The sequence below is a fragment of the Kitasatospora sp. NPDC049258 genome (genome assembly GCF_040678895.1).
GTDB lineage: Bacteria > Actinomycetota > Actinomycetes > Streptomycetales > Streptomycetaceae > Kitasatospora.
In genome coordinates, this window is record NZ_JBFAQT010000002.1 from 104,688 (window position 1) to 125,382 (window position 20,695).

16 protein-coding genes are annotated in these 20,695 nt (G+C 72.8%); 8 read left to right on the forward strand and 8 right to left on the reverse strand.

Translation table 11 applies throughout. The features are described from left to right. The first annotated feature begins 210 nt into the window (after positions 1 to 210). On the forward strand, positions 211 to 1,539 hold the full coding sequence (locus AB0K43_RS02375) for a DUF2254 domain-containing protein (RefSeq protein ID WP_363634886.1): 1,329 nt from the start codon (positions 211 to 213) through the stop codon (positions 1,537 to 1,539). A 92-nt stretch (positions 1,540 to 1,631) separates the two neighbouring features. Here the strand turns inward: AB0K43_RS02375 and AB0K43_RS02380 are convergent, their stop codons facing one another. Beyond that, positions 1,632 to 2,594, reverse strand: a complete 963-nt coding sequence (locus AB0K43_RS02380) for a cytochrome c oxidase assembly protein (protein ID WP_363634888.1) — start codon at positions 2,592 to 2,594, stop codon at positions 1,632 to 1,634. A gap of 252 nt (positions 2,595 to 2,846) precedes the next feature. Between AB0K43_RS02380 and mgrA the strand changes: the two genes are divergently transcribed. From mgrA to AB0K43_RS02400, 4 genes are all read left to right on the forward strand, one after another. Beyond that, entirely contained in the window at positions 2,847 to 3,887 is a 1,041-nt protein-coding gene (gene mgrA, locus AB0K43_RS02385; protein ID WP_363634891.1) for an L-glyceraldehyde 3-phosphate reductase, read from the forward strand. A 188-nt stretch (positions 3,888 to 4,075) separates the two neighbouring features. Next, positions 4,076 to 4,912 (forward strand): undecaprenyl-diphosphate phosphatase, encoded by an 837-nt coding sequence (locus AB0K43_RS02390; protein WP_363634893.1) that lies wholly within the window; start codon positions 4,076 to 4,078, stop codon positions 4,910 to 4,912. 355 nt (positions 4,913 to 5,267) lie between these two features. Next, entirely contained in the window at positions 5,268 to 6,206 is a 939-nt protein-coding gene (locus tag AB0K43_RS02395; RefSeq protein ID WP_363634895.1) for a hypothetical protein, read from the forward strand. A gap of 200 nt (positions 6,207 to 6,406) precedes the next feature. Then, the gene (locus AB0K43_RS02400; protein ID WP_363634897.1) at positions 6,407 to 7,939 is read left to right on the forward strand and encodes a M28 family metallopeptidase; all 1,533 of its coding nucleotides are present in this window, start codon (positions 6,407 to 6,409) and stop codon (positions 7,937 to 7,939) included. A gap of 71 nt (positions 7,940 to 8,010) precedes the next feature. Here AB0K43_RS02400 and AB0K43_RS02405 read toward each other — a convergent pair whose 3' ends face one another. The 7 genes from AB0K43_RS02405 to asnB form a co-directional block, all read right to left on the reverse strand. Further along, on the reverse strand, positions 8,011 to 9,036 hold the full coding sequence (locus AB0K43_RS02405; RefSeq protein ID WP_363634898.1) for a 6-phosphofructokinase: 1,026 nt from the start codon (positions 9,034 to 9,036) through the stop codon (positions 8,011 to 8,013). A 374-nt stretch (positions 9,037 to 9,410) separates the two neighbouring features. Beyond that, on the reverse strand, positions 9,411 to 10,139 hold the full coding sequence (locus AB0K43_RS02410) for a glutamine amidotransferase (protein WP_363634900.1): 729 nt from the start codon (positions 10,137 to 10,139) through the stop codon (positions 9,411 to 9,413). An 80-nt stretch (positions 10,140 to 10,219) separates the two neighbouring features. Further along, positions 10,220 to 11,482: a MurT ligase domain-containing protein gene (locus tag AB0K43_RS02415; protein WP_363634902.1), complete on the reverse strand. Its 1,263-nt coding sequence runs from the start codon at positions 11,480 to 11,482 to the stop codon at positions 10,220 to 10,222. A gap of 178 nt (positions 11,483 to 11,660) precedes the next feature. Continuing rightward, positions 11,661 to 13,046 (reverse strand): GNAT family N-acetyltransferase, encoded by a 1,386-nt coding sequence (locus AB0K43_RS02420; RefSeq protein WP_363634904.1) that lies wholly within the window; start codon positions 13,044 to 13,046, stop codon positions 11,661 to 11,663. Positions 13,047 to 13,153: 107 nt separating this feature from the next. Next, positions 13,154 to 14,590: a pyridoxal-dependent decarboxylase gene (locus AB0K43_RS02425; RefSeq protein WP_363634906.1), complete on the reverse strand. Its 1,437-nt coding sequence runs from the start codon at positions 14,588 to 14,590 to the stop codon at positions 13,154 to 13,156. An 85-nt stretch (positions 14,591 to 14,675) separates the two neighbouring features. Further along, positions 14,676 to 15,788, reverse strand: coding sequence for a hypothetical protein (locus AB0K43_RS02430; RefSeq protein WP_363634908.1), 1,113 nt, complete (start codon positions 15,786 to 15,788; stop codon positions 14,676 to 14,678). Between the two features lie 169 nt (positions 15,789 to 15,957). Further along, the gene (asnB, locus tag AB0K43_RS02435; protein WP_363634909.1) at positions 15,958 to 17,808 is read right to left on the reverse strand and encodes an asparagine synthase (glutamine-hydrolyzing); all 1,851 of its coding nucleotides are present in this window, start codon (positions 17,806 to 17,808) and stop codon (positions 15,958 to 15,960) included. Between the two features lie 162 nt (positions 17,809 to 17,970). Between asnB and AB0K43_RS02440 the strand changes: the two genes are divergently transcribed. From AB0K43_RS02440 to AB0K43_RS02450, 3 genes are all read left to right on the forward strand, one after another. After that, positions 17,971 to 18,246: a hypothetical protein gene (locus AB0K43_RS02440; protein WP_363634911.1), complete on the forward strand. Its 276-nt coding sequence runs from the start codon at positions 17,971 to 17,973 to the stop codon at positions 18,244 to 18,246. Positions 18,247 to 18,296: 50 nt separating this feature from the next. Beyond that, positions 18,297 to 20,120: a glutamine--fructose-6-phosphate transaminase (isomerizing) gene (gene glmS, locus AB0K43_RS02445; protein ID WP_363634913.1), complete on the forward strand. Its 1,824-nt coding sequence runs from the start codon at positions 18,297 to 18,299 to the stop codon at positions 20,118 to 20,120. 119 nt (positions 20,121 to 20,239) lie between these two features. Further along, positions 20,240 to 20,680, forward strand: coding sequence for a DUF4279 domain-containing protein (locus tag AB0K43_RS02450; RefSeq protein WP_363634915.1), 441 nt, complete (start codon positions 20,240 to 20,242; stop codon positions 20,678 to 20,680). The last annotated feature ends 15 nt before the right edge of the window (positions 20,681 to 20,695 follow it).

A 20,695-nucleotide genomic window follows, 5' to 3' on the forward strand; every position in this document is an offset into this window, starting at 1 on the left:
CAGTCGGCCAGGCCCGCCAACCCAGGCAGGCCTGGCCGGCGCACTTCTGCTCGTTCTGGCGACTGTCATGGGGACCTCAGCGGCACTACCGGACGACCGTCGGGAGTCGGCCCCGTCGGAGGAATCCGGCACCACTCCAGCGGCCGGTCCGGAAGCTCATCCGGCCGAGCAGCGCAGGGCACGTGCCGTCTGCCCGCCTAGCCTGGGGGGATGAGTGCCCGTCGGCCCGAGCCCGAGCAGCGCGGGCGGCAGCGTCGGTACCGGCCGCTCTCGCCGTTGCGGGAGCACCTGCGGGATTCGTTCTGGGTGGCCCCGCTGGTGGCCTGCGTGCTGGCGGTGCTGCTGGCCGGGGTCACCGACTGGCTGGACCGGGAGATCTACCGGGCGACGGTGCAGGAGGGCGGGTCCGCCGAGGACCTGCTCCGGTTCACGGGCGCCGCGAAGAGCGTGGTCTCCACCGTCAGCTCGGCGATGCTCACCTTCATCGGCGTGGTGTTCTCGATCTCGCTGGTCTCGCTGCAGATGGCCGCCAGCCAGTTCAGCCCCCGAGTGCTGCGCCTGTACGTCCGCAGCCGGCTCACCAAGGCGACCTTCTCGACCTGCCTGGCCACCTTCGTCTTCACCCTGCTGGTCCAGCTGACCTACGACGACACCACCGACCCCGCCAAGGCGGTCTCCGTCCCCATCATGTCGACGGTCGTGGCCGTGCTGCTGGTGATGCTCAGCCTCGCCTTCTTCGTGCTGTACGTGCAGGCCACCCTGCGGCTGCTGCGGGTGCCGCACGTGATCGACCGGGTCACCCGGGAGTCCCTCGCCGTCCTGGTGCAGTACCACCGGCTGATGCCCGAGGTTGCCGAGCCGAGCCGGCCCGAGGACGGGCGGACCCTGCTGCACGAGGGCAGCGCCGGGGTGCTGCGGGACGTGAACATCGGCCGGCTGGTCCGGGTGGCGCGGCGGCACGACGCGGTGCTGCACCTGGTGCCCCGGATCGGGGACTTCATCGCCCCGGGCACCCCGACCGTGGTGGTGGCCGGCGGGAGCACCCCGCGCCCGCGCCGGATCGCGGCGGCGCTGAACGTCGGGGTGGACCGCACCATGCACCAGGACCTCAGCTTCGGCTTCCGGCAGCTGGTGGACATCGCGATCCGGGCGCTCTCCCCGGCGGTGAACGACCCCACCACGGCCGTCCAGGCGATCGACCGGATCTACCAGCTGACCGCGTTGCTGGCGGCCGAGTCCTTCGGTGAGCTCCGCCACCGCGACCGGGAGGGCCGGGTCCGGCTGGTGCAGCCGGTGCCGGGCTGGGCGGCCACGATCGACCTGGCCTTCACCGAGATCCGGCTCTGCGGCGCGGCCCACCCGCAGGTCACCCGCCGGCTCGCGGCGGCCCTCGACGACCTGCTCCGGATCGCCCCCGAGCCGCGCCGCGCACCCCTGCGGATCCAGCGCGAGCTGCTGGTCAGGGCGGTCGCCCAGCACGTCACCGACCCGGAGGACCGCGCCTTCGCCCTGCAGCCCGACCGCCAGGGCATCGGCTGAGCCGCGGACGGCGAAGGCCCCGGCCGATCCTCGGGGGGCGATCGGGCGGGGCCTTGGCGGTCGGGCTGCCGGGGAAAGCGCGGAGCCGGCGGTCAGCCGGCCCCGGTCGCCTGCCGGCCGCGCTTGTCGAGCGAGGCCAGGTAGGCGTTGTACGCGACCAGCTCGGCGTCGCCGTCGCGGTCCGCCGCCCGGTCGCGCCGGCGGGCCTGGCGCTCCTCCGACTTCGCCCACTGGAGGGTGAGGGCGATCAGCACGATCGCGGTCGGGATCTCGCCGAAGGCCCAGGTGATGCCGCCGGCGATCTTCTGGTCGTTCAGCAGGTTCGTGCCCGGCGGTGCGGAGTCGGTGCCGAAGGTGGTGACCAGCGGGTGGGTGGCCATCATCACCGCGACGCCGAAGAAGGCGTGGAACGGCATCCCCATGAACAGCTCGATGATCCGCATCACGAAGCCGGGCCGGTGCGGGCCCGGGTCCACGCCCATGATCGGCCAGAAGAACAGCAGGCCGACCGCCAGGAAGTGGACCATCATCGCGAGGTGCCCGAGACGGTACTGCATCAGGAAGTCGAACAGCGGGCTGAAGTACAGCGCGTACAGGCTGGCGACGAACAGCGGGATGGTGAACGCCGGGTGCGAGACGATCCGGATGTACCGGCTGTGCAGCAGCGCCACCACCAGCTCGCGCGGCCCGCGGCCGCTGCCCTTGCGGGCCGGGCGCAGTGCCCGCAGGGTCAGCGTGATCGGGGCGCCGAGCAGCAGCAGGATCGGCGAGAGCATGCTCAGCACCATGTGCTGGATCATGTGCGCGCTGAACAGCACCATGCCGTAGTCGTTCAGCCCGGTGCAGGTCACCAGCGCGATCGTGCCGACGCCGGCCACCCAGGCGATCAGCCGGCCGATCGGCCAGCGGTCGCCGCGGCGCCAGAGCCGGACGGCGCCGCCGAGGTAGAGGCCGAGTGCCAGCAGGGCGCCGATCAGGAACGGCCAGTCGGGTGACCAGCCGAGGCTGGAGGAGAGGGTGAACGGGCCGAGTGTCTGGCCTCCGTGGTGGTGCATGCCTGCCATGCCGTCGCCCATCGGCGCGTCCTGCTTTCCTCGTGCTGCGTCGGTCGGGGCCGGGCCGTGGTCCGGTTTCGTCCGTTTTGCTTCGGGGTCAGCCTAGGCGGGGCTTACGCGGGGCCCGCACCCGCCCCCGGTCCCGGCGAGTCCGGTGGAGCGGGCCGGTGGGGCGTGGTGGACTCGCAGCTTGGGGTGGGCTGCTGGATCCGATATGTTCTTGGACGAAACAAATCTCTTCTGGAGGCTCTGATGACCACCGCCCCCTACCGGGCTGCCGAGGACCGCTACGACGGGTCCATGCGCTACCGCCGCACCGGCCGCAGCGGCCTCCAGCTGCCGGAGATCTCGCTCGGCCTGTGGCACAACTTCGGCGACGACCGCACCCTCGAATCGCAGCGCGCGATCCTGCGCCGCGCCTTCGACCTCGGGATCACCCACTTCGACCTGGCCAACAACTACGGCCCGCCGTACGGCTCGGCCGAGGCCAACTTCGGCCGGCACCTGGCCGCCGACCTCCACCCGTACCGCGACGAGCTGGTCATCTCCACCAAGGCGGGCTACGACATGTGGCCCGGCCCGTACGGCGAGTGGGGCTCGCGCAAGTACCTCACGGCCAGCCTGGACCAGTCGCTGCGGCGGATGGGCCTGGAGTACGTCGACATCTTCTACTCGCACCGCTTCGACCCGCAGACCCCGCTGGAGGAGACCATGGGGGCGCTCGCCGCCGCGGTCCGGCAGGGCAAGGCGCTCTACGCGGGCATCTCCTCGTACAACGCCGAGAAGACCCGCGAGGCCGCCGCCATCCTGCGCGACCTGGGCGTGCCGCTGCTGATCCACCAGCCCTCGTACTCCATGCTCAACCGCTGGATCGAGGACGACGGCCTGCTGGACGTGCTGGCCGAGGAGGGGGCCGGCTGCATCGGCTTCGCGCCGCTGGCGCAGGGCATCCTGACCGACCGCTACCTCAAGGGGATCCCGGCCGACTCCCGGGCCGCGCAGGGCAAGTCGCTGGACCCGCAGGCCCTCACCGAGGAGACCCGGCACAAGCTGAACAAGCTCGACGAGGTCGCCGCCGGCCGGGGCCAGTCGCTGGCCCAGCTCGCCCTGAAGTGGCTGCTGCGCGACCCCCGGATGACCTCCGCCCTGATCGGAGCGTCCTCGGTGGCGCAGCTGGAGACCAACGTCGCGGCGATTCAGGGCCCCGAGCTGACCGAGGAGGAGCTCGCCGAGATCGACAAGTACGCGACCGACGCGGGCCTCAACCTCTGGGCCAGGTCCACCGAGGGCTGACCGGACCGGCTCCCGGGCACCGGGCCGCGCCCGCGGGGTGCGGCCCGGTGGTACCCGGCGGTGCGGGCCGACATCTTCATCCCCTAGCATCTACAAGCCTGTAGACGCAGCCGTGGCCGTCCGGCCGACTCTGCCGTGCGCTGGGCACTGCACTTCCGACCGTTCAGACCACCGCGAGGACATTTCAGATGAGCGCAATCGGTGTCGGCCAGGCCGTCATCCTCGGCATCGTGGAAGGAGTGACGGAGTTCCTCCCGATCTCCTCGACCGGACACCTGAAGATCACCGAAGGGCTGATGGGGATCCCCGTCGACGACAAGGCGGTGGTCGGCTTCACCGCCGTGATCCAGGTCGGCGCGATCGCCGCGGTGCTGCTGTACTTCTTCAAGGACATCCTCCGCTTCGTCACCGCCTGGGGCCGGGGCATCGTCAACCGCTCCGAACGCGCCAACCACGACTACAAGTTCGCCTGGTGGGTCATCTACGCCACCATCCCGATCGTGATCGTCGGCCTGGCCGCCAAGCCGCTCATCGACGGGCCGCTGGCCTCGCTGTGGGTGGTGGCCGGTTCGCTGATCGCGGGCAGCATCGTGATGTGGTGCGCCGACCAGATGGGCCGCCACCGGCGCGGCGAGGCGGACATCACGCTGGCCGACGCCATGATCGTCGGCTCCTCGCAGATCCTCGCGCTGCTCTTCCCCGGCTTCTCCCGCTCGGGCGCCACCATGTCCACCGCGCTGATCCGCGACCTGGACCGGGTGGCGGCGACCCGGTTGTCCTTCTTCCTCTCGATCCCCGCGCTGACCGGCGCCGGCCTCTACGAGCTCAAGGACGCCACCGGCGGCGGAGTCGGCATCGTCCCGCTGGCCGTCGGCACCCTGGTCTCCTTCGTGGTCGCCTACGCCTCGATCGCCTGGCTGCTGAAGTACATCGCCAAGCACTCCTTCAACGCCTTCGTGATCTACCGCCTGGTGGTCGGCTTCCTGCTGTTCGGCCTGCTGGGCGCGGGCGTCATCGACGCCTGAGCACAGCCCCGAGAGGCCGCCCCCGCACCGCGTGCGGGGGCGGCCTCTCGCGGTACCGGCGGGCGGCCGTCCCCTGCGAGCCGCCTCGTTCCGGCCGGTGAAGAATTCGCCTTCCCGATCTCGTGGTGCCCGATGGGCGCAGCGGCGACGTGATCGCTGTGAACTACCTTGCGGCGCGGGGAATTTGGCAGCTCTGCGAACGGCGCCGTCCGCACCCTGTGGACCTGTGACTCGGAGTGGAACTACACGGAGTCCCGGCACCGGTGTGGCGAAAGGGCCACCGGAAGCGGCCCGGCGCTCTAGGATCGTGGGCGCTTCTGATGATCATCGGACAGTCGCTCGGGGGAGATCTGTCATGTCACCACACCGTTTCAGCCGCCGCTCGCTGATGGCAGGTGCCGCCGGCGCCGCGCTGGCGGGGGCCGCGGCCACCGGCCGGGCCGCCGCGGCGGAGGTGCCGCCGCCGAGCCCGTACCAGGTCAAGCCGCCGCACCAGATCGAGGCCGAGCAGCTGATCGAGTACCTCCGGGGCCTGCCCTGGGGCGATCCGGCCAACCGGTACAAGCTCGCCGGCCAGTTCCCGGACGAGTACTCCGCCGCGGTCTGGGGCGAGCCGGGCCATCCCGAGCAGTACCGGGTGCTCGCCCAGTGCTCGTCCTTCGTGACGCTGGTGCTGGAGCGCACCTACGGCCCGCGCACACCCGCCGAGGAGGCGGACCCGACCCGCTGGGCGACCACGCAGTACTTCCGGGACAACTTCGGCACCGAACCCGGCAAGCTCTACCCGACGGCGGAGAAGTTCCGGGCCGGCTTCGCGAACGCCGCGACGATCCCGCACTTCACGGCCGTCACCAAGCCGGTCAACCTGCGCCCCGGCGACTTCGTGGCCTTCGACTACGACGGGGAGGCGACCACCGAGCCGTACACCGGGCACATCGTGATGATCAGGGAGCGCAAGGGCACCTGGGCCTCCCCGGCGGACGGCCAGGTCGGGAGCAACCTGGTGCCGTACGTCTTCGAGGTGATCGACTGCACCAGCAACCCGCACGGCAATCCGGCCGCCTCGGCGAGCGCGGAGGCGATCTACCGCGCCTTCCCGGACACCAGGATCGAGGAGCGGCAGGGGCAGAATCCGGCCTGGGTGGAGCACGACGGCGCCGGCTACGGCCACCTGGTGTTCTACGCGGACGCCGGCACCAAGCTGTTCGCCGGCTACCGCTGGGGCGTCAACTCCACCGTCGCCCACCCGGTGGCCGAACGCCCGATCGCGGCCGCCCGGGTCTACCCCGGCTGACCCCGGGGGCAAGCTCGCCACGGTGCCGCCCGGCCTCGCCGCCGGGCGGCACCGCCGTGTCCGGCAAAGGTGTGAATTCCGGCCGAGGACATGCCTTGGGTATGTCCATGCCATCTCTTTGCCGGTAGTTTCCCTCCAGCGCTTCCCCCGGCTCCTGCCGTCACCTGCCGCACCGTCACGGACCGTCGGAAGGACACGCCTTGAACGCACAAAATCGCCGGACCATCCCGGCCGCGCTCGCCGCGGCCGCGCTCACCGCACCGCTCCTGCTGATCGGCGCCGCACCGGCGTCCGCCGACGACCGGCCGGCCTCCCGGGCCGAGCGGCTGGCCAAGGAGCTGGTGCGCCAGGCCGGGGCCGAGGACGCCTACCGGACCCTGAGGTCGCTGCAGCGGATCGCGGACCGCAACGGCGGTACCCGGGTGGCCGGTTCGCCCGGCCACCGGGAGTCGGCGGAGTACGTCGCCGAGCAGGCCCGCCGGGCCGGGCTCAAGGTGTCCCGGCACGAGTTCGACTACGTCTACGCGCAGACCCTGGCCGAACACCTGCGGGTGCTCGGGCCGGTCCCCGAGGACCTGCCGGTGTTCGCGATGACGTACTCGACGAGCACCCCGGAGGGCGGCCTCACGGCCCCGGTCGCGGTGGTCGCCCCGGACGCCACCACCGGGTGCGAGGACGCCGACTACCCGGCCGGTGCCTTCACCGGCAGGATCGCACTGATCAAGCGGGGCGGCTGCAGCTTCGCGGTCAAGCAGGCCACGGCCGCCGCCGCGGGAGCGGTCGGGGCGATCGTGTACAACAACACCGACGGTGACCTGAACGGCACGCTGGGCGACCCGGAGGTGGCCAGGATCCCGACCGGCGGGATCACCCGGGCCCGCGGCGAGGCGCTGGCGGCGAGGGTGGCGGCCGGTGAGGTGACGGTCGCGCTGGAGATCCGCACCTTCCACGAGACCCGCAGGACCTGGAACGTGCTCGCCGAGACGCGTGGCGGCGACGAGCGCAACACCGTCTTCGTCGGCGCGCACCTGGACTCCGTCCAGGCCGGCCCGGGGATCAACGACAACGGGTCCGGCTCGGCCGGCATCCTGGAGGTCGCCAAGGCGCTCGCGGGCCACCGGGTGCAGAACAAGGTGCGGTTCGCCTGGTGGTCGGCCGAGGAGTTCGGTCTGGTCGGCTCGGAGAAGTACGTGGCCTCGCTGTCCGAGGCGGAGCGGGCGAAGATCAAGCTCTACCTCAACTTCGACATGATCGCCTCGCCGAACGGGGCGCGGTTCGTCTACGACGGCGACGACTCCGACCGCACCGGGTCCGGCCCGGGTCCGGCCGGCTCGGCCCAGCTGGAGCGGCGGATCACCGGCTACCTGGACCGCCGCGGCCTGCCGCACGAGGGCACCGACTTCACCGGCCGCTCCGACTACGGGCCGTTCATCGCGGCCGGCATCCCGGCCGGCGGCACCGCCACCGGCGCGGAGGGCGTCAAGTCCGAGGCCCAGGCGGCCCGGTACGGCGGTACCGCCGGGGTGGCCTACGACCCGTGCTACCACCAGGCCTGCGACACCCTCGCCAACCTGGACCCGAAGGCCTTCGACGTCAACATCGACGTGATCGCCGACGCGGTCGGCACCTATGCCTGGGACCTCTCCTCGCTGTCCGCCCCGGTCGCCCCCGAGGACACCACGGGCGCGGCCGGCAGCGGCGGCGGCCTGCACGAGGGGACGCCCGCCGAGTAGCCGCCCGGGTGGCGGCGCGCACGCGAAGGGCCCCCGACCGCGCACGGCGGTCGGGGGCCCGGGCCCGGCCGTCAGATGACGGTCTCGGCCTCGACGTAGCGCTCGGCGGGGACGGTCTTCAGCTCGGCGACCGCCTCGGCCAGCGGCACCAGCTTGATCTCGGTGCCCTGCAACGCGGTGATGTGCCCGAACGCGCCCTTGTGGGCGGCCTCGACCGCGTGCCAGCCGAAGCGGGTGGCCAGCACCCGGTCGTACGCGGTCGGGGTGCCGCCGCGCTGGGTGTGGCCGAGGATCACCGGGCGGGCCTCCTTGCCGAGGCGGTGCTCCAGCTCGCCGGAGAGCTGGGTGGCGATGCCGGTGAACCGCTCGTGGCCGTAGATGTCCCGGGTGCCCTCCTCCCAGTGCATGGTGCCCGGCTCGGGCTTGGCGCCCTCGGCGCAGACCACGATGGCGAACTTCTTGCCCCGTTCGAACCGCTCGCGGACGACCTCGGTGAGCTTGTCGATGTGGAACGGGCGCTCCGGGACCACGATCGCGTGCGCACCGGCGGCCATGCCGGCGTTCAGGGCGATCCAGCCGGTGTGGCGGCCCATCACCTCGACCACCATGACCCGCTGGTGCGACTCGGCGGTGGTCTTCAGCCGGTCCAGCGCGTCGGTGGCGACCGAGACGGCGGTGTCGAAGCCGAAGGTGACGTCGGTGCAGGCGATGTCGTTGTCGATGGTCTTCGGCACGCCGATCACCGGCAGTCCGCCGTCGCTCATCAGCTTGGCCGCCTTGAGGGTGCCCTCGCCGCCGATCGGGATGACGGCGTCGATGCCGAGGTCGGCGCAGAACTTCTTGGCCCGCTCCACGCCGTCGCGCAGGTGGCTCGGCTGGACCCGCGAGGAGCCCAGTATCGTCCCGCCCTGGGCGAGGATGCCGCTCACCGAGTCGAGGGTCAGAGGGCGGTGGGCGCCTTCGAGGAGACCGCGCCAGCCGTCCTGGAACCCGATGATCTCGTCGCCGTGGTCGACCACCCCCCGGTGGACCACGGAACGGATCACGGCGTTCAGGCCGGGGCAGTCACCGCCGCTGGTCAGGACACCAATACGCATTGCTTTGCAACTCCCCAGGGGGCACCCCCAGCCGCCAGGCTGGGGGAGTAACCGGACGGCCGGACGACCACCTCGGTGTCGCCACCGCGGTCGGTCGATTTCGGACCATTGGCCCCAAATCGACCGTGCAGTACAGCATACGGTTCCTGCGTCCGGCCGGGCAGGGACCGGCGCGGGAGCGGCATCGTCGACGCCTCCGCGCGAGACTGCGGCTGGACGCCGAGGAGGGTGTGCGTCCAGCGCTTCCTATTCTGTTATGCCGACGGCCACTAGGGCACGGGTGGACCGGATGCTGGTCTTCTCCCGGTCGGCGTGGCCGAGGTCCCGGCGCGGCCGGGACCTCGGCGAGGTGCGGGGCGGGCCCCGGGGTCGGCCTAGGCCGGGCGCCCGGTGGCCGCGATCCGCTCGGCGCGCAGGGCGTCGTACCAGGTGGTGTCGGCCGGCGGGAGCGCGTTCACGTCCAGCGCCAGCTTGATCAGCATGTCGGCGACGGCGGGGTTGCGGGCCAGCACCGGGCCGTGCAGGTAGGTGCCGAAGACGGTGTCCCGCCAGGCGCCCTCGGTGCCGTCACCGGTGCCGTTGCCACGGCCGACCTGGACCGAGGCGAGCGGCTTGACGCCCTGGCCGAGGTGGGTCACGCCCTGGTGGTTCTCGAAGCCGGTCAGCTGCGGCAGGCCGAGGATCGGGTCGACGCTCGCCAGCACGTCGCCGACGCAGCGGGAGCCCTCGCCCCGGGTGGTCCAGACGTCGAGCAGGCCGAGGCCCGGCTCGCGCTCGCCGAGGTCGTTGATGAACTCGCGGCCGAGGATCTGGTAGCCGGCGCACACCGAGAAGATGATCGCGCCGTTCTCGGCCGCGCGCTGCAGGCCGCCGTCGTTGCGCAGCCGCTCGGCGGCCAGCCGCTGCGGCCGGTCCTCGCCGCCGCCGATCAGGTAGATGTCGCCGCTGGTGGGCACCGACTGGTCGGAGCGCACGTCGATCCGGGTGACCCCGAGCCCCCGCTGGCGCGCCCGGCGCTCGACCACCAGCGCGTTGCCGCGGTCGCCGTAGGTGCTGAGGAGGTCGGGGTAGACCCAGACCACCCGCAGGCTGCTCTCGCTCATCCTGGAAGGCCTTCCGTGCTGCTGCGACCCGTACTGCGGGGCCGAACCGAAACCGGGGTTCTGGTGGGGCGGGACGGACATCAGCTCACCACCGCCTTGCGCAGCTGCTGGAACGCGGTGTAGTTGGCGATCGCCTCGATCCGCCCGGCCGGGGCGATCCGGACGGCCTCCTCCAGGCTCTCCACCACCTGGAACTGCAGGCCGGCGACCTCCAGGCGAACGGCCAGGTCCAGCTTGCGCTGGCCCATCACGAAGATCGGGTGCCCGGACAGCCGCTCGTAGTCGACGTCCCACAGCCAGGACGTGTCGGTGCCGTCGGCGTCCAGCGCGTTCACCGAGAGGATCACGGGTGCCGGCGGGCCGTCGATCAGCGAGAAGGTCTCCAGCCAGCCGGCCGGGTTCTTGGCCAGCAGCAGGCGGACGTCGCGGCCCAGGTAGGAGACCACGTCGTAGCGCCCGGCCACCGCGGCCACCGACTCCATCCGCTGCAGGGCGACCTGCGGGGCCACCCCGAACACCGCGGCCACCGCGGCCGAGCTGGTGGCGTTGGCCAGGTTGGCGCGGCCGGGCAGCTGGAGCTGGATCGGCCAGGCACCGCGGTGCGGGTCGATCACGTGGGTGCCCTGGAGCGCCCAGTGCGGGTTGGGACGGCGGAAGCCGCACTCCTGGCAGAACCAGTCGTCACCGGGGCGCTGCATCACACCGCCGCAGGACGGGCAGGACCAGGCGTCCTCCTTCCACGCCTGTCCGGCGGCCACCCAGACCACCTTCTTGCAGGAGGAGGCGGCCCAGGTCACCAGCGGGTCGTCCGCGTTCGCGATGATCACCGCGTCGGTGTCCTTGAGGCCCTCGCGCCACTTCTCGGCCATCATCCGGGTCTCGGCGGCGCGGTCCAGCTGGTCGCGGGAGAGGTTGAGCAGCGCTATGGCCTTGGGCCGGGTGTCCCGGGCGACCATCGGCAGGTACTTCTCGTCGACCTCGATCACGCCGAACTTGGCGTCCGAGCCACCCGCCAGCGCGGCGGTGATACCGGCCGGCATGTTGGCGCCCAGCGCGTTGGAGACGACCGGGCCGGCGGCGCGCAGCGCCTCGGCGATCAGCCGGGTGGTGGTGGTCTTGCCGTTGGTCGCGCTGACCAGGACCACGTCGAGGTGGTCGGCGAGGGTCGCCAGCAGGTCGGGGTCGAGCTTGAGAGCTACCTTGCCGCCGATCACCGAGCCACTGCCGCGGCCCGCCTTCTGGGAGAGGGCAGCGGCCATCCGGCCGGCCGTCACGGCGATCTTGGCGCGGGCGGGCAGCGAGGCGTCGCGCGCGCCCGTGGCTTCCGAATCGGTGCCTGGCATGCTCAGTGGTTCCTCCTTGCTGCGGCACCGCCCAGGTCGAGCGGTGACCGTCGGGCGGCGGGGACGGGGCCAGCCTACCCACTCCTCACCGCGGCGTTGATCCCCGGACCCGGTGCGGCACCCTGGCGGGGCCTTCGGAGCGGGACCGAACGGGGGGTGCCGCCGGCCCCGCCGTGCCCTACCGGCGGGGCCGGGTGGGCCAGGGGGTGGGGAGCTGCTCGGTGGCCTCGGCGAGGTGGGCGGTGATCACCAGGGTGCCGTCCTCCACCTGGTAGTCGAGCGGGGCGGAGAGCCGCCGCATGGTGGCGATCAGCCCGCTGTTGGAGGCGTGGGTCACGGCGTAGACGGTCGGCAGGCCGGCCTCCAGGGCCAGCGCGGCCATCCGCCGCAGCAGGTCGACGCCGAGGCCGCGGCGCTGCCAGTCGTCCTCGACCAGCAGGGCGACCTCGGCGCCCTCGTCGTCCCAGAGCAGGTGGGCCAGCGCGACGATCCGGCCGTCCGCGGACTCGACCGCCAGGGTCTGGCCGTGCCGGGGGTCGAGCAGGTGGTCGAGGTAGCGGTCGGCGTCCCGGACCGGGCCGTGGTAGCGCTTGCGCAGGGTGTCCGGCGAGCAGCGGTGGTGCATCTCCAGCGCCGCGGCCTTGTCGGCGGGCTCGGCCCGGCGCACCGTCAGGTCCGCCCCCGCGGGCAGGGTGAGCCGCGCCTCGACCTTGGGCACCCGGGGGCCCAGCAGGCTGTCCAGCTCGACCAGCGCCTGGGCCCGGGCGAACTCGGTCGGGGTGAAGGGCAGGTGCGGGCGGGAGAGCTCGATCAGGTCGCCGGAGGGCACCGGCAGCCGCATCACATGGCCGTCGACCCCGGCCACCGCGCTCGCGCCGGCGGCGGGGTACTGCCGGATCGCGCACCGGCCGAACAGCTGGCGCAGCGCGACCGGCAGCTCGGCGGCGTCCAGGGCCGTCCTGGTGGCGAGCGCCAGCACATGGGTGGGGGCGTCGACCAGGTCGTGCGCGTCGGCCTGGTCGGTCCAGATGTCGTGGCCGCCGGCCGCGGCCACGGCGGCGGTCAGCTCGGCCCGGCTGAGGCTCTGCGGGGCCCGGACGAAGAACTCGTCCACGGCGCCGGTGGGAAGCGGGTGCGCCTGCATCGAGACGATGTTCACGCCCTGCGCGGCCAGCGCGGTGCAGATCCGGCCCAGGCTGCCGGGGGCGTCCTCGACGGTGGTCCGGATCCGCCACAGGGCGGTGGCCTCGAAGCCGTCCAGCGGGCCGCTCACGGCCGCCTCGCCGGGCGGCGCGGGGGTGTCGGGCGAGGGCGGCCCGTGCGGGTGCCGGTGTGCCCACCAGCTGTGGAAGAGCGCCGTGGCGAGCAGTGCGGCGGCCGAGGCGGCCAGCAGCACCGGGCCGTCGTGGCCGTGCACCACGACATTGGCGACCAGGTCGGCGGAGGCCACGGCCAGGAAGACCGCGGCGAGTTCGACGGTGTCCCGGCGCCAGCGGTGCTGCCGGGTGCCGCGGCGCTGGGCGCGGGAAGGGGTGGCGGGGCGGGTGCGCGAGGAATCGTCCATGTCGGTATGGTGTCGCGCTGGTGTTTCACGATCACGAATCCCCCGTGACCTGTCGGTTAATGTCCTCGGGATGCTGCCCGGCCCGGGTCGGCGGGCCGGGGGCGTGGTCACGGGGTGGGCGGACCCTCGGTCAGTTCGGCGCCGGCGGCCCGTACTTCGGCGAGCAGCAGGTGCAGGTCGTCCTGGGTGGTGGCGGCGTTCAGCAGGCAGGCGCGGAGCATCTCGCGGCCGCCGAGCAGCGCGCCCGTGACGAACACCCGGCCGCGCTGCTGGACGGCGACCGGCAGCCGGCCGTTGAGCGCGTCCAGCTCCTGCTCCGAGAGCCCGGCCGGCCGGTACCGGAAGGCCACGATCGAGGTCTCCACCGGTGCCAGCAGCTCCAGCTCCGGGTCGGTGGCGACGAGCTCCCCGAGCCGCCTGGCCAGCGCGGTGCAGCGGGCGATGTCGGCGGCGATGCCGGCCCGGCCGCGGTGCGCGATGGTGGCCCAGACCTTCAGCGAGCGGAACGGGCGGGTCTGCTCCGTGCCGTACTCGGAGAACCAGCCGAGCTCGCCGGCCGCCTCGTCGCGCAGGTAGGAGGGGACCAGGCTGAAGGTGGCGCGCAGCTCCTCGGTGTCGCGCACCAGCGCGCAGCCGCAGTCGACCGGCACGCCGAGCCACTTGTGCGGGTCGAGGGCGAGCGAGTCGGCCCGGTCCATGCCGGCGTAGCGGTGCGCGATGGTGCCGTCCAGCACGCCGAAGGCGCCGTACGCGCCGTCCACGTGCAGCCACAGGCCCTCCTCGGCGCACAGGTCGGCGATCGGGTGGAAGGGGTCCACGGCGCCGGTGCCGACGGTGCCGGCCGAGGCGACGACGAGGAAGGGCAGCCGGCCGGCGGCGCGGTCCTCGGCCACGGCGGCGCGCAGTGCGGCGGTGTCCAGCCGGCCCTCGGCGTCGGTGGCGACGGTGCGCAGGTGCCGGCTGCCCAGACCGAGCAGCTCGGCGGCCTTGCGCACGCAGGAGTGGGTCTCGCCGGTGACGTAGCCGACCAGTGGGGGCAGCCCGGCCAGGCCGTCCTGGCGCAGGTCGTGGCCGGCCCGGCGGGCGGCCCGGTGGCGGGCGGCGGCCAGGCACAGGATGGTCGCCATCGAGGTGCCGGAGGTGAGGATGCCGCCGCCGGCCGGGTGCGGGAACCCGACCAGCTCGGCGATCCAGCGGACCACGGCCCGCTCCAGGTGGACGTCGGCGTGGTCGCCGCCGGCCGAGCTGGGGTTCATCGCGGCGGCCGCCAGGGTGGCGAGCACCCCGGCGGGCTGCGGCGCCGAGTTGACCCAGCCGAAGAACCGCGGGCTGCCGTTGCCCATCGGTGCCGGCAGCACCTGCTCGCCGATCACCGCCAGCAGCTCCTCCAGCGGAGCGCCCTGCTCGGGCAGCTTCAGTTCCAGCAGGGCCTGCCGGTCGGCCGGGTCCATCGGCTGCCAGACCGGGCGGCCCGGCAGCTCGTCGAGGTAGTCCGAGACCAGCTCGGCGGCGGCCAGGGCCGCACTGCGGAAGTCGTCGCTCACGGTGCCGCTCCAACAGGTCCGATGACGGCGCGACTTCCTCGGCGCACCTGGGTGGGGCCCGATCCTACGCCCCTGGCCAGGTGGTTCAGTCCAGGGTGGTGGACAGGCCGCCGGCGGTGCGGCAGTACCCGGCGATCTCCTTGTTGGTGATCTTCGCGCAGAGCCGGCCGGCCGCTCCGGCGTCGGTGTAGTTGACGGTGTAGTAGCTGACCAGGCCCTGGGCGCAGGCCTGCCGCTGCCAGGTGTCGGCGGCGGTGGCGCACTGGTTGGCGGCCCAGTCCTCGCGGTCCAGGTTGTACTTCATGGTCCGCGAGCCCACGCCCCGGCTGCAGTCGTTGGCCCCGCCGCTGGCCTTGCCGGCCAGGCACCACTTGAGCGCGTCGGCGAAGGCCTCCGGGTGGTTGGCGTAGTCGTGCGAGCTCAGGTAGAAGGTCGGGGCGTAGAAGAAGCAGGCCGACTGGAACAGCGCCGGCTGCTCCGGGCAGGGGTAGAGCGGGTCCTTGGCGATCTTGTCGGCGGGCAGGTTCGCCTTGGCCTTCTCGTCCTCCTCGTCCGGGGCGAACAGCTGCATGAACACGCCCTCGGAGCAGGTGATCCGGCGGCTGTCGGTGGGGAACTTGTTGCACAGCGCGCGGGCGGCCGGGATGTCCTGCTTGGTGACGAACATGATGCCGTGACCGATGCCGTGGATGCAGGGCCCGGTGTTCTTGGGCGCGCACAGGGTGAGGATGTCCTGCTCCGGGGTCTTGGAGTTGGCGAGCATCTCCTCCACCGCGCCGTGCAGGTAGCCGGCCGCGCAGGTCTCGTGCGGGAACGAGATGACCTTCTGGAAGTCCTGCTTGTAGCGCAGCACCGCCGCGTGGCCGAGCTCGTGCGCGATCGGGTGGCAGAACCGCACGGTGTACGGCTTGTCCTTGCTGATCTTGTCGAGGTCGGCCAGCGCCACGCCCGGGTCGGTGGCCTCCATCTCGGCCATCAGCTTGTTGCGCAGCGTGCTGCGGGTCCACACCGCCGGGTCGCCGGTGGGTGCGGGGGAGGGGGCCGCCGCGGCGCCGCCGGCCGGGGCTCCACCGGGCTGGGCGGCGCCGACCGCGGCCACCGGACGGGTGCCCGGGGTCCAGTCGGTCAGCGCCACCGCGCCGAGGCCGAGCGCGCCGAGCAGGACGGCGGTGATGATCGCGAATAGTCGCGGGTGCATGGCAGTGGTCCCCCGGTGGTCGGACGTGGACGGCGGGTGCTCCCATCCTGGCCGCCCGGAGCCCGAAACCGCGGATCAGGGTCGGCCATCGGGGAGGTGTTCGACCCAACGGCCCAACGGCGGGCCGGGTCGACGCGGTCCCGTCCCCCGGCACCCCGCCCACACCGTCTCACAACATCAGCGCCACATGGTACTTCGTCAACCAGGCGGCCAGATCCAGGGCCAGCTCGGTACCCTGGCGGCTCGCCTGCGGGTCCGCGCCGGGCCGCAGCGCGGCGGCCACCGCCTGCCGGTCCAGCAGGTCGAGCACCGGCGCGCCGAGGTCGGCGGTCAGCTCGGCCAGGTCCCGGCGCAGGGCCTGCGGGTAGGCCGGGTCCTGGGTGGTCGGGTACGGGCTCTTCACCCGGTCGGCCACCGCGGCCGGCAGCAGGTCGCGGACGGCGGCGCGCAGCAGGCTCTTCTCCCGGCCGTCGAAGGTCTTCATCGACCACGGCGTGTTGAAGACGTACTCCACCAGGCGGTGGTCGCAGAACGGGACCCGCACCTCCAGGCCGCTGGCCATCGACATCCGGTCCTTGCGGTCCAGCAGCAGCCGGACGAACCGGGTCAGGTGCAGGTGGCCGATCTCCCGCATCCGGCGCTCCAGCCGGTCGGCCCCGGGCAGGTGCTCCACCTCCGCCAGCGCCCGGGCGTAGCCGTCGGCCCGGTAGCTGCCCAGGTCCAGCGCCTTCAGCAGGTCCGGTGAGAGCAGTGCGGTCGGCCCGAGGCTGCCGGCGCCGGCCATCTGGCCCATCGCGGCGACCCAGGGGAAGGTCGGGGCCGCGACCACCTCGGGCCGGTGGAACCACGGGTAGCCGCCGAACAGCTCGTCCGCGGACTCCCCGGACAGCGCGACGGTGGAGTGCTCCCGGACGGCCTTGAAGAGCAGCAGCAGCGAGGCGTTCATGTCGCTGAAGCCCATCGGGAGGTCCCAGGCGCGCAGCACCTCGGCCCGCGCCGCGGTGGAGGTCAGCGCGGTGCTGTCCACCTCGATCACCCGGTGGTCGGCGCCCAGGTGCTGGGCCACCAGCAGTGCGTACGGGCCGTCGTGGGTGCCGCGCAACGGCTCGGCCCGGAAGTTCTCGCTCTGCCCGGTGTAGTCGACGGCGAACGAGCGCACCGGCCCGAGCCCGGCGGCCCGCAGCTCCCGGTCGGCCAGCGCGGTGACGGCGCTGGAGTCCAGGCCGCCGGAGAGCAGGGAGCACAGCGGCACGTCGGCGATCAGCTGTCGGCGGACGGTGTCGGTGAGCAGCTCCCGCACGGTGGCCACGGTGGTCGGCAGGTCGTCGGTGTGCTCGCGGGCCTCCAGCGCCCAGTACCGGCGCAGCGTCACCCCCTCGCGGCGGATGTGCACCACGTGGCCCGGCAGCACCTCCTCGGTGCCGCGGTAGACGGCGTGCCCCGGGGTCCTGGTGAAGGCGAGCAGCTCGCGCAGCCCGTCCAGGTCGACCGTGGGCTGCACCAGCGGGTGGGCGAGCAGGGCCTTGAGCTCGGAGCCGAACAGCACCCCGTCGGCGGTGCGGTGGAAGTACAGCGGCTTGACGCCCATCCGGTCCCGCACCAGCAGCAGCTCCTCGGCCCGCGGGTCCCACAGGGCGAAGGCGTACATGCCGTTCAGCCGCTCGGCGAGGTGCTCGCCCCACTGGAGGTAGGCGCGCAGCACCACCTCGGTGTCGCTGCGGGTGCGGAACCGGTGGCCGGCCAGCTCCAGCTCGGCGCGCAGCTCCCGGTGGTTGTAGACCTCTCCGCTGTAGCTGAGGACGGCGAGGGTGCGGCCGTCCTGCTCGACGGTCATCGGCTGGGCGCCGCCCTCGATGTCGATCACCGCGAGCCTGCGGTGCCCGAGGGCGGCGTGCGGCAGCAGGTGGACGCCGCCGGCGTCCGGTCCGCGACAGGCCATGGTGGCGGTCATCGCCTCCAGGACGGCGCGTTCGGCGGTGAGGTCGCGGTCGAAGGCCACCCATCCGGTGATCCCGCACATGTCAGCGCATCTCCCCACAGTAGTTCGATGGGTACGCACCGTGACGTTACGCCGAACGGGTGGGTAGATCAATGGGCGTGCGGCGGCTGAATGTCTGAAGATCTGCCCGATTTCGGGCAGGATTCTTGGTCGACGAGCAAATGGCGCCTAGGCTCCTTACTCGTGTCCGCCTCGCCCCACCCCCACGAGGACCTCCTCGCCCACCTCACCCGGATCAGCCCGCTGGGCCCCGGCGAGGCCGCGCGAGTGGTCGCGGAGGTGCTGGCGTACTTCTCCGAACCCGTCGAGGAGTACGTCCGCCGCCGCCACGGGGAGCTGCAGGCGCGGGGGCTGACCAACGAGAAGATCTTCGCCCGGCTCGGCGCCGAACTCGCCGCCCGCCGGGTCGCGGCACCGGAGCTGTCCACCCGTCAGCTGCGCCGCATCGTCTACGGCTGAACCCTCCAGCCATGCCGTGTCCCAACAGAGCCGAACCCCTGGAGTCCGAAATGTGCGGAATTGTGGCCTACATCGGCCCGAAGGACGCCACCGCCTTCCTGCTGGAAGGCCTGCAGCGCCTGGAGTACCGCGGCTACGACTCGGCCGGTGTCGCCGTCGCCGCCAAGGGCGGCCTCAAGGTCTGCAAGGTCAAGGGCCGGGTCGCCGACCTCGCCGCCGCCGTCCCCGCGCGCTTCAAGGGCACCACCGGCATCGGGCACACCCGCTGGGCCACCCACGGCGTGCCCAGTGACGCCAACGCGCACCCGCACACCGATGTGAGCGAGCGCATCGCCGTCGTCCACAACGGCATCATCGAGAACGCCGACCAGCTGCGCGCCCTGCTCGCCGCGGACGGCGTGGTCTTCACCTCCGAGACCGACACCGAGGTCCTCGCCCACCTGGTCGCCGCGCACAGCGGCGAGGGCGTGGAGCTGGAGGACGCGGTGCGCGCCGCGCTCGGCCAGGTGGTCGGCACCTACGGCATCGCCGTGCTCGACGCCCAGCAGCCGGACCGGATCGTGGTCGCCCGCAACGGCAGCCCGATCGTGCTCGGCCTCGGCGAGAAGGAGATGTTCGTCGCCTCCGACGTCGCCGCCCTGGTCCGCTACACCCGCCAGGTCGTCCACCTGGAGGACGGCGAGCTCGCCACCGTCCGCGCCGACGGCTTCCGCACCTTCACCGAGGACGCCCGCACCGTCACCCGCCAGCCGTCCACCGTCGACTGGGAGGTCGCCTCCTACGACACCGCCGGCTACCAGCACTACCTGCTCAAGGAGATCCACGAGCAGCCCGGCGCCGTCGAGCGCACCCTGAGCGGCCGGCTGGACGAGCGCTTCGCCACCGCCCACCTCGGCGGCCTCAACCTGGACGCCCGCGAGCTGCGCGAGATCCGCCGGGTGAAGATCCTCGGCTGCGGCTCCGCCTACTACGCCGGTGAGATGGGCGCCCAGCTGATCGAGGAGCTGGCCCGCATCCCCGCGCACAGCGAGCCCGCCTCCGAGTTCCGCTACCGCAACCCGGTGATCGAGGCCGACACCCTCTACGTCGCGGTCAGCCAGTCCGGCGAGACGTACGACACGCTGGCCGCCGTCCAGGAGATCAAGCGCAAGGGCGGCCGGGTCCTCGGTGTCGTCAACACCGTCGGCAGTGCCATCGCCCGCGAGTGCGACGGCGGCATCTACCTGCACGCCGGCCCGGAGATCTCGGTGGCCTCCACCAAGGCCTTCACCTCCACCGTCATCGCCTTCGCGCTGCTCGCCCTGCACTTCGGCCGGATCCACGACCTCTCGCCCGCCGACGGCCGCCGCATCGTGGCCGGGCTCAAGGCCCTGCCGGACCACATCCGCGAGATCCTCAAGCAGGAGGAGCAGATCGCCGAGCTCGCCGCCGAGTACGCCGACAACGCCGGGATGATGTTCATCGGCCGGACCCGCGGCTACCCGGTCGCCCGCGAGGGCGCCCAGAAGCTCAAGGAGATCTCCTACGTCCACGCCGAGGCGTACCCGGCCAGCGAGCTGAAGCACGGCCCGCTCGCCCTGATCAGCCCCGAGCTGCCCACGGTGGCGCTGGTGCCCGACGACGAGCTGCTCGACAAGAACCTCACCACCCTCGGCGAGATCAAGGCCCGCTCCGGCCGCATTCTCGCCATCGCCCACCGCACCCCCGAGGCCAAGCTGATCGACCACTGCCTCCTGGTGCCCAAGAGCGAGCCGGAGCTCGACCCGCTGCTCCTCAACATCCCGCTCCAGCTGCTCGCCTACTACGCGGCGGTCGCGCTGGGCCGGGACGTGGACAAGCCGCGCAACCTGGCGAAGAGCGTCACCGTCGAGTAGCCGCCCGGCGCCCGCCGGCGGCCGGGCCCGGAGCGGACAACTCCGCTCCGGGCCCGGCCCGTTGGCCCGCGGTCGAAATTGAGGGGCGCGCTCGGTGACCTGGCGGTAACTTCCCCCGCATGCCTGTCCGTCAGTACGCCTCCTTCGTCCTGTCCGGCCCGTCCACCTCCGCCGAGCGGATGGCGGCCTTCCTCGACCTCGCACCCGACGAGACCGCCGGGCCGCCGGCCGGGGCCACCCACCGCTGGAAGGCGGTCTGCCGCGAGAGCGACCTGACGGTGGACGAGCAGATCGCCAGGATCCTGGAGCGGCTGCGCCCGCGCGCGGCCCGGATCGCCGAGCTCGCGGGCCGGCTGCGGGCGGAGGGCGGCGGCGCGGCGCTGGAGGTGGTGCGCTTCTTCGGCGCGGCGGGCCCGGCCGGCGGGCCCAGCCTGTTCGGGTGGGCGCTGGACCCGGAGGTGCTCCGCTTCCTGCTGGACACCGGCGCCGACCTGGACGTGGACGAGCACGACCTGCTGGCCGGCGCGCCGCCCGACCCGATCGGGTACGGCCTCCGATGACGTGACCGGCCGCCG